Here is an 8,239-nt window from a genome sequence, read left to right on the forward strand (position 1 = left end):
CCGCGTGAGCTAAGACAGCTATTTGTAAAGAAGATGCTCTCGTGTGCAATTCGTTTCATTTGTGCGGGCAGAACGCTTGACGCTCACCAGAGCAGTGCTCACCTTGTTTGCACACTCAACACGCAACTTTCCAGTTGCAATTGTGTTTTTGTCTATAGTTGTAGCTACAAGTAGTCTTTGGCTGAGTCTCTGCTATGAGTGATTCATCGTACGACAACTCCCAGTTCAACATTGAACGGGCAACTGGCGGGTTGGTGCTCTCGCTCTACATCGGGGCTGCAATTTTTCTTGTTGTGATCGTTTGGATGGTGCTTCAGAATATGGAAGTGCCCGACGATGCATCGAACACCGACGGTCAGTCGGGTATGCTGCATATCGAAAGCCCTCCAGAGCTTGTGGCAGATAAACAGACTCAGTCCTTCTCGTCTATCCCCTCTTTGTACTCATGACGTACGTACCGCTCCTTACGATCTTCGTGATACTCATTACGGGAGCTGCCATCACATTGACGGTGCTCTTCCGGTCCATACAGGATGGACAGTTCTCCAATCTTGAATCGGGAGCGTATGTCATCTTCGACGAGGATGAGCCCGTTGGCGTCCCCCAGGACCAGGTGTTCTGGCAAGACTCGGATCCCGACGACGCATCCTCTGACCATACATCCCCAGACCGTTCCCCTGAAAATGATCGTTCGGCCGACCTGTCTGTCAACGGATCGTCCTCCTCTACATCGTAGCTGATGCTGCGCGCCGTTTTTCGCAATCCGGGTTTTTCCCCTTCTACTATGGCTGATTCTTCTTCGTCGGGGTCGATATCGATGCCCGAGTCTCAAGCTTCCGAGACCGAGGTGCTTGAGGCCAACTGGCGCCGCAAAGTCGACCGCTCCACCAAGTGGCCTGTCGTTGCCTTCATCGCCAGCGGCACATTCTGGTTGCTCGTTGGGTCGGTGTTTGCAATCATTGCCAGCCTCAAGTTCAATATGCCCGACTGGCTTGTACAGCAGGGCTGGCTCACATTTGGGCGCGTGCGTCCGGCACACTTGAACACCGTGATCTATGGGTGGATTTCCATGACCGGGGTCGGGGTGGCTACCTGGCTATGGGCGCGTCTCCTGAAAACTGAGCTTCGCGGCCGGTGGCTGCTGATGGGCAGCGTCGTGCTCTGGAATATCGGGATGACCATTGGCACGATAGGGATCTTAGCCGGCTACTCGCGCTCCATTGAGTGGGTTGAGATGCCGCTCGCTGCGTTCGCTTTTATCGTGCCGGCCATGGCGATGGTCACGGCAGCCTTCCTAATCACGCTTCGGCACCGCCGTGTCCACCACTTGTTTATTTCGGTGTGGTACACCGGTGCGGCTATGATCTGGGGACCGTTCCTCGTCATCGCGTTTTTACTGCCTATATACAGCGGGGTGCCTGAGTCTATGGCCAACTGGTGGTTTGCGCACAACATCCTCGGGCTCTGGATTACGCCTATTGGGATTGCCGCTGCGTACTACCTCATCCCCAAAGTCCTTGGGCGCCCGGTGTACAGCTATCACCTGTCATACCTGGGCTTCTGGACGCTCGCGCTCTTCTACAACTGGGCAGGGGTACACCACCTGGTGGGAGGGCCTGTGCCCCAATGGAGCGAGACCGTGTCTATTGTCTTCAGCATGATGATGATCATTCCCGTTGTGGTGGTAGCCGTAAACCACCACCTCACGGTGGTCGGTCACTTCAAAAAGCTAATCTATAGCCCCACGCTGCGTTTTGTAGTGTTCGGCGCGATGAGCTACACGGCCGTCAGCCTGCAGGGCTCGTTTCAGTCGCTCCGCTTCTGGCAAGAGGTTACGCACTTTACGCATTACGTGGTCGGGCATGCTCACCTTGGAGTGTATGCCTTTGCAACGATGATCCTGTTCGGAGCGGTATACTACATCATGCCCCGTATTATGGATTGGGAGTGGGAGAGCCCGCGCCTCATCAGCATCCACTTCTGGACGGTGGGCCTGGGGATTGGCATGTATGTAACAGCACTCACCATCGGTGGAACCATCCAGGGATTCCAACTGCTGGATGCAGACGTTGCCTTCCTGCAGATTGTTGAAGATCTGAAGCCGTGGCTTTGGGCCCGCTCGGTGGGCGGCACGCTTATGGTCATCGGCCACTTTGTGTTTGCCTATCTGCTGTACCGGATTATCCGCCGCAGCGGCGTTGCGCAGACCGGGCCTACCTACTTCCGTCCGGCCCCCGAAGGCATGTTCGGGTCGCGCGCTGCAGATGTGAAGGCCTCCCTTGAAGAGCGCCCCGGCCTCTAAGAAGCGCTATGCTCCGTTCTGTTCACCACAACTGTTGACCTGTTATGACACGAGCACTGCTCATCTTCATGGGGGCCTTCGCGGCGATCCTTATGAGCTTCACGGCGCTGGCGCTGGTGCCCAGCCTGCAGCTTGCAGCTATTGAGCCAACCGAAGGAACGCGTAACTACACATTCGAAGAGCGTATGGGTAAGCAAATTTACATGCGAGACGGGTGCATGTACTGCCATACCCAACAGGTGCGCCCCGACGGGTTTGGAAGCGACATGGATCGCGGATGGGGCCCTCGCGGCTCGCTTCCTGGCGATTACGTGTACGACGACACGCATCAGTTGGGCACGATGCGTACCGGACCCGACCTGCACGACATTGCTACGCGTCAGCCCAGTCGCGACTGGCAGCTGGCGCATCTGTACCAGCCCCGCTCCGTGAGCCCCGGCTCGGTCATGCCCGCCTACCCATACTTGTTTGAAGTCAAGAACGAAGACGAGGTCCTCGCTTCAGAAGTTACTGTGCCTATCGGCGGTGAGTACGCGCCGCCTGAAGGCCAAGTCGTTGTGGCGACCGAGGAAGCCCTCTGGCTCTACGAGTACCTCATGACGCTGGAGCTTCGCGAACAGGAGGAATAAGCTACCTGCCCGTCTGCTGCTTGCCTACCCGCTGCTTGCACGAACGCCCGCCTTGCTATGCCCGACGACTCGAACCGCCCCGACGCATCAAGCCCTGACGATACCCCCTCTCCTAACGGGGGCGATGCGCGCGAGCGTCAACCTACATCGTCGAACGATCCTGATGAGACGCCCGAGCCGATCGACATGCTCGCGCCGCTGTTCCGTGAGGAGCCACTCCGTCCAGAGGGGGGCGAAGCGCCGCCTATGTGGCTATGGATGATTATCTTCGGCGTGATTCTTTTCAACGTGTACTACCTGGGAAGCTACGTTGGGGACTTTAGCGCCGACCCCTGGCTGCAGGGGCGCGACGTCGTGGCAACAGTCGAAGACGAAACGGTCGAACGGGTCGTCGACGGATCACGGATCTACAATAACCGCTGTCAGACCTGCCACCAGTCCGACGGTATGGGCGTATCCGGACAGTTTCCACCGCTCGTCGAAACCGACTGGGTTGTTGGTGACGAGGGGCGCCTCATTCGCATCCTGCTGCATGGCATGGAGGGGCCGATGGAGGTGCTGGGCGAAGAGTACAATGGCGTGATGCCAGGCTGGCAGCGCCAGCTCGACGATGCAGAAATTGCTGCTGTGCTTACACACATCCGTGGCGAATGGGGCAACGACGCCTCCGAAATCACGGCCGAGCAGGTGAGCATCCTGCGTGAGTACGAATCCGACCGGACGGCCGCCTGGACGGCCGACGAGCTCAATGAGCCTGAGAACCAGGGCTTCCCAGAAGGCGACGAGCCAGAAGAAGAAGTAGCCGCTGCCGAGGAGTAATGCGCGCTGGATCTTACGGGCAGCGGGTCCCACAAAGGATAACTGCACACCTACACCTTCATGCAGCGTTGCGACCATTGCGACCTTCCACTGATAGACGCGCCCATCTCGGGCGCTGACGGAGACGGTCGGTACTGCTGCTATGGCTGCCAGATGCTCGATGAGACGGTCGGTAGCGAAGCCGTCGACGAGAGCGACGCAACGCTTGCCCCCCTGCTGCGCCGTACCATTATCGGGCTGCTGCTTGCCGGGTTCACGATGGTGCTGAGCCTGGCCATCAGCTCAGAGTACGGGTTCGAGGCACTCCGCAATCTGGAGCACGCCGTAGGCACCGCCCACCTCGTGCTGGTGCTGGCGGCGCTACCGGCCCTCATCTTGCTGGGGGTGCCCGTGCTTCGAGCTGCCTGGCGCACGCTTCGTCAGGGCCAACTGTCGCTGCATCTTCTGTTTGCACTGGGCACCTCTGCCGCCGTTGCCGTAAGCGTACTGTCGTACGTGCGAGGCACCGGACCGGTCTACCTCGAAACCGCTGTCATGCTACTGGCGCTCTACACACTCGGACGCTATCTCACGGCACGCAGCAAGCACCGGGCGCGCCGCGTGCTGGGTGCACTGCTCTCGGTGCCCGATACGACCTACGAGCGCGTAGCCCCCACGAACGACACCGTGCCTGCCGATGCGTTGCAGCCCGACGACCGCATCCGTTTGCATGCAGGCGACGTGGTGCCCGCCGATGGCGTCGTGGAAGCCGGACAGAGTTTTGTGGATGCGCGCCAGCTCACCGGTGAGTCAACGCCTGAAGCGGTTTCGGAAGGAAGCCGCTGCTTTGCGGGGACGCATGTCGTAGACGGTACGCTCACGCTACGGATTACAGCTACCGGCGCAGACCGCCGCATGGAGCACATAGAATCGGCCATGCAGGAAGCCCTGGCGCGCCCCAGCCGTCTGGCGCGGCGCACCGAGCAGATCATGCGCGTGCTGATTCCGGGTGTTATTGTGCTTGCGCTGGGGGCGTTTGTAGGCTGGTGGATGGCCGCCGGTGCCGAGAAAGCGCTCTACGTGGCCCTCAGCGTGGTGCTCATCACGTGTCCGTGTGCGCTCGGACTTGCAGTACCCCTCGCTCGGGTGCTTGCACACGGGCGGGCTTCGAAGCATGGTGTGCTCATCCGCGACGGACAGACGCTGCTCGACCTGCATCGCGTACGCACCATCGCCTTCGATAAGACAGGAACGCTCAGCCGCCTTGAGGCAGCCGAGGTGCAGGTCGAGGCCGTCGCCCTCGCATCCGCTCAAGAATCCGTTCCAGACCCAGAGGAGCTTCTCCAGTATGCTGCGGCTGTTGAAGCCAGCACGCACCACGTGTTGGGGCGAGCCATTCAAGCGGCGGCCCAGCAGGCCATTGAAGCGGACCATCCGCCGGCTGCTCACGATGTGCACACAGTACCCGGAGCAGGTGTTGTAGGGCAGGTCGATACGCCCACCGGGCCCCGGCGCATCGGGGTGGGGAGCTCTGCGTTGCTTGACCGGCTCGAAATTGAGGCGCCGCCTTCCGGGGCCGTACCATCAGCAGCGGGACGCGTCCGCCTGTTTGTCACGTACGATGACGTGGTGGCCGGGGTGCTTCTGCTTGCGGAGCAGCCCCGCGCCGACGCTGCACCCGCACTCGACGCGCTCCGCAACCACGGCTATGCGCTGCAGCTGCTTACCGGCGACCAGCCCGAGGCGGCGCAGCGGCTGGGTGACGCGCTCAACCTGCCTGTAACAGCGGGGCAGACCCCCGAAGCGAAGATCGAAGCCCTGGCGCGCTGGCGCGAAGCCGATGGCCCGGTTGCTATGGTGGGCGACGGCATCAACGACGCTGCTGCGCTGGCCGAGGCCGATGTGGGCATCGCTGTGGTGCAGGGGGCGCCGGTTACGCTGCAGGCCGCCGACATTACGCTCTATCGCGACGACCTGCGCATGCTGCCGTGGCTGGCCGACCTGTCGGCGCAGACGACGCGCATCGTGAAGCAGAATCTGGCGTGGACGTTTGCATACAATGGCATAGGAGTGGGCATGGCTGTGGCGGGACTGCTTCACCCTATCGCAGCAGTTATTATTATGGCTGGGAGCAGTGCTCTTGTTACAGCGAACTCGTTCCGCCTGCGTCGCCTTCGTCCGCCCGAATGGAGCGAGTCCGCGTAGTCGCACCAGAGTAGACGTGGTGCACCGCGCTCCGCATCCCCTTGTCTTCTTACGATCTGTGGGTATCCTGCGCCGTTGCGGAATCGTAGCGAGCGTGGCGAATCGGTCGTCGAAAGCGGACGTTAAGGCAACGTGTGTCTAATTGCCCACTACGTCTTCTGGCTATATGTATCGTTTTGTTACCGCTTGCTTTCTTTCCTTGGGTCTTGTGCTGCCTGTCTTTGGGCAGGCGGATACAACCGTCGTGGAGCTTCCAGAGGTAACGGTTGAGGCGACCCGCGCACTCGAAACGGAGGGCAGTGCGCCCTTTACGGTGTCGGTAGCTGAGCGCACGCTGGAGGCGCAGACGCTGGAGGCGCCGGTCTTTCTGGGCGAGGCGCTGCGGGGCATTCCCGGCGTGTGGCTGAACGACCGCGGGCACTTTGCGCTGGGCGAGCGTCTCGTGGTGCGCGGCATGGGCTGGCGTTCTCCGTTTGGCGTACGCGGCGTGCAGACGCTCCTTGACGGCGTGCCGCTTACCATGCCTGACGGACAGGCCTTCCTGGACATTGTGGATCCAGTGTTTGTGCGTCGCACTGAGGCGGTGCGTGGGCCATCGTCGCTCTTCTGGGGCAACGGGAGTGGAGGTACGCTCTTCCTTGATTCCACGCCGGGTCCCGATGCGCCAACAGCCCAACTCCGAGCAGGGGCGGGGAGCCATGGCTTGCAGCAGTTCGCCGCTGAGGCCGTGGTGCGCCCGAACGGGAATCTGTGGCGCGTGGCGGTGTCGGATATGCGGCGCGACGGCTTTCGGGATAACAGCGATGGCCGCTTCACCCGCGCCCTGCTCACCGGACGCATCGGGCTTGCGTCGAGCACGCAGCTCAACCTGGTCGGCGCGTTCGTCGACCAAGATGCGCGCAACCCGGGCTCGCTCACTGCCGAGCAGGTGGCCGAAGATCGCACGCAGGCCAATGCGCTCTTCGACGGGTTCGATGCGGGCAAGCAGAGCACACAGGGCCACCTCGGCGCCCGCCTGACGCACGCTGAAGGAGAGATGCAGTTGGATGCGACCGTCTACGGTGGTTTCCGGGATCTGGCAAACCCGTTGCCCTTTAACCTGGTCGAGTTTGACCGTCTCTATGGTGGTGTACGCACCGCTTTGAGCGGCACATTGAGCGGGGTGGAGTGGAACGTAGGCGCTGACGCCAACATCCAGCGCGACGATCGCATCAACTTTGACACGAACATTCCTGAGCGCGAGTTTACCGATGTGGTGGTGCTCGACCAACTCGAAACGGTGGTGAGCCGCTCGGCCTTCGGCTACACGCGAATTCCGCTTACCGATCGCCTGCGCCTTACGCTGGGCGGACGCCTCGATGTGGTTGACTTCGAGCTGGACGATCGTCTTCAGGCTGATGGCATCGACGAATCGGGCGAGCGCACCTTCTCGGCGTTCAGTCCAGGCGCCGGGCTGGCCTACGACGCGGGGCCTGCTCTTCTGTTTGCTAACTACAGCACAGCCTTCGAAACCCCAACCACGACCGAGTTAGTTAACCGGCCCGGCAACCCTGGCGGCTTCAACCCCGAGCTTAACCCGCAGCGCACGCAAGGTATAGAGCTGGGCACGCGTGGCGCCTGGGCAGAGGCCAGCCTGCGCTTTGACCTGGCTGTGTATCAGCTCTGGGTCGATGAGCGGCTTGTGCAGTTTGAAATCCCCGACAGCGGCGGACGCGCGTTCTTCCAGAACGTTGGTGAGAACACGCACCGGGGGGTAGAGCTGGCGGTGCAGTGGGATGCGCGGCCCTGGCTCACGCTCGAAACGTCGTACACCGCCAACCGCATCGTCTTCGAAGACGATGATCTACAAGGCAACCGCGTTCCGGGTGTGCCCGATCAGCGGTTCTCGGCAACGGCTACGGCCCAGGCACACGGCGTATGGTTGCGTCTCTCGTATGATGCAATCGACGACTACTTTGCCGACAACGAGAATACGGCAGTCTCTGAAGGGTACGCTATTCTCGACACGCGCCTTGGGCACACAGGTATCGATGTCGCCGGGAGCACGCTGCGTCCTTACGTGGAAGTCAGCAACATATTCGATTCCAACTACAATGGGTCGGTTTCTATCAATGCAAACGATAACTACTTCGAGCCGGGCATGGGACGCGCGTTTAAGGCGGGGCTTACGCTCGCGCTGTAAGCTACGCAGCCCGGACCGATGCCGCCTGTGTATGTAGGCGGACACCGACCGGTATAGACGGGCTACGAAGGCTTATACATACTCATCCAGCTGATGTGCGTGCAGGTACTGCACCACGTTCTT

7 protein-coding genes are annotated in these 8,239 nt (G+C 60.9%); all 7 read left to right on the plus strand.

Features of this window, described 5'->3' with window-relative positions; genetic code table 11:
• Positions 1 to 194 precede the first annotated feature (194 nt).
• On the plus strand, positions 195 to 449 hold the full coding sequence (locus tag PPP56_RS07320; RefSeq protein WP_353563386.1) for a hypothetical protein: 255 nt from the start codon (positions 195 to 197) through the stop codon (positions 447 to 449).
• Entirely contained in the window at positions 446 to 736 is a 291-nt protein-coding gene (locus PPP56_RS07325; protein ID WP_353563387.1) for a hypothetical protein, read from the plus strand. The genes PPP56_RS07320 and PPP56_RS07325 overlap by 4 nt, the downstream gene beginning before the upstream one ends.
• 48 nt (positions 737 to 784) lie before the next feature.
• Complete coding sequence (locus tag PPP56_RS07330) at positions 785 to 2,302, plus strand: cbb3-type cytochrome c oxidase subunit I (RefSeq protein WP_353563388.1); 1,518 nt, start codon at positions 785 to 787, stop codon at positions 2,300 to 2,302.
• 44 nt (positions 2,303 to 2,346) lie between these two features.
• Entirely contained in the window at positions 2,347 to 2,931 is a 585-nt protein-coding gene (locus tag PPP56_RS07335) for a cbb3-type cytochrome c oxidase subunit II (protein WP_353563389.1), read from the plus strand.
• A 57-nt stretch (positions 2,932 to 2,988) separates the two neighbouring features.
• A complete protein-coding gene (locus PPP56_RS07340; protein WP_353563390.1) occupies positions 2,989 to 3,750 on the plus strand; it encodes a c-type cytochrome in 762 nt (253 codons plus the stop codon).
• A 60-nt stretch (positions 3,751 to 3,810) separates the two neighbouring features.
• The gene (locus PPP56_RS07345) at positions 3,811 to 5,934 is read left to right on the plus strand and encodes a heavy metal translocating P-type ATPase (RefSeq protein WP_353563391.1); all 2,124 of its coding nucleotides are present in this window, start codon (positions 3,811 to 3,813) and stop codon (positions 5,932 to 5,934) included.
• A 208-nt stretch (positions 5,935 to 6,142) separates the two neighbouring features.
• A complete protein-coding gene (locus tag PPP56_RS07350; RefSeq protein ID WP_353563392.1) occupies positions 6,143 to 8,116 on the plus strand; it encodes a TonB-dependent receptor family protein in 1,974 nt (657 codons plus the stop codon).
• Positions 8,117 to 8,239: the final 123 nt, after the last annotated feature.

It is taken from the genome of Longimonas sp., from assembly GCF_040409695.1.
Lineage (GTDB): Bacteria > Bacteroidota > Rhodothermia > Rhodothermales > Salinibacteraceae > Longimonas.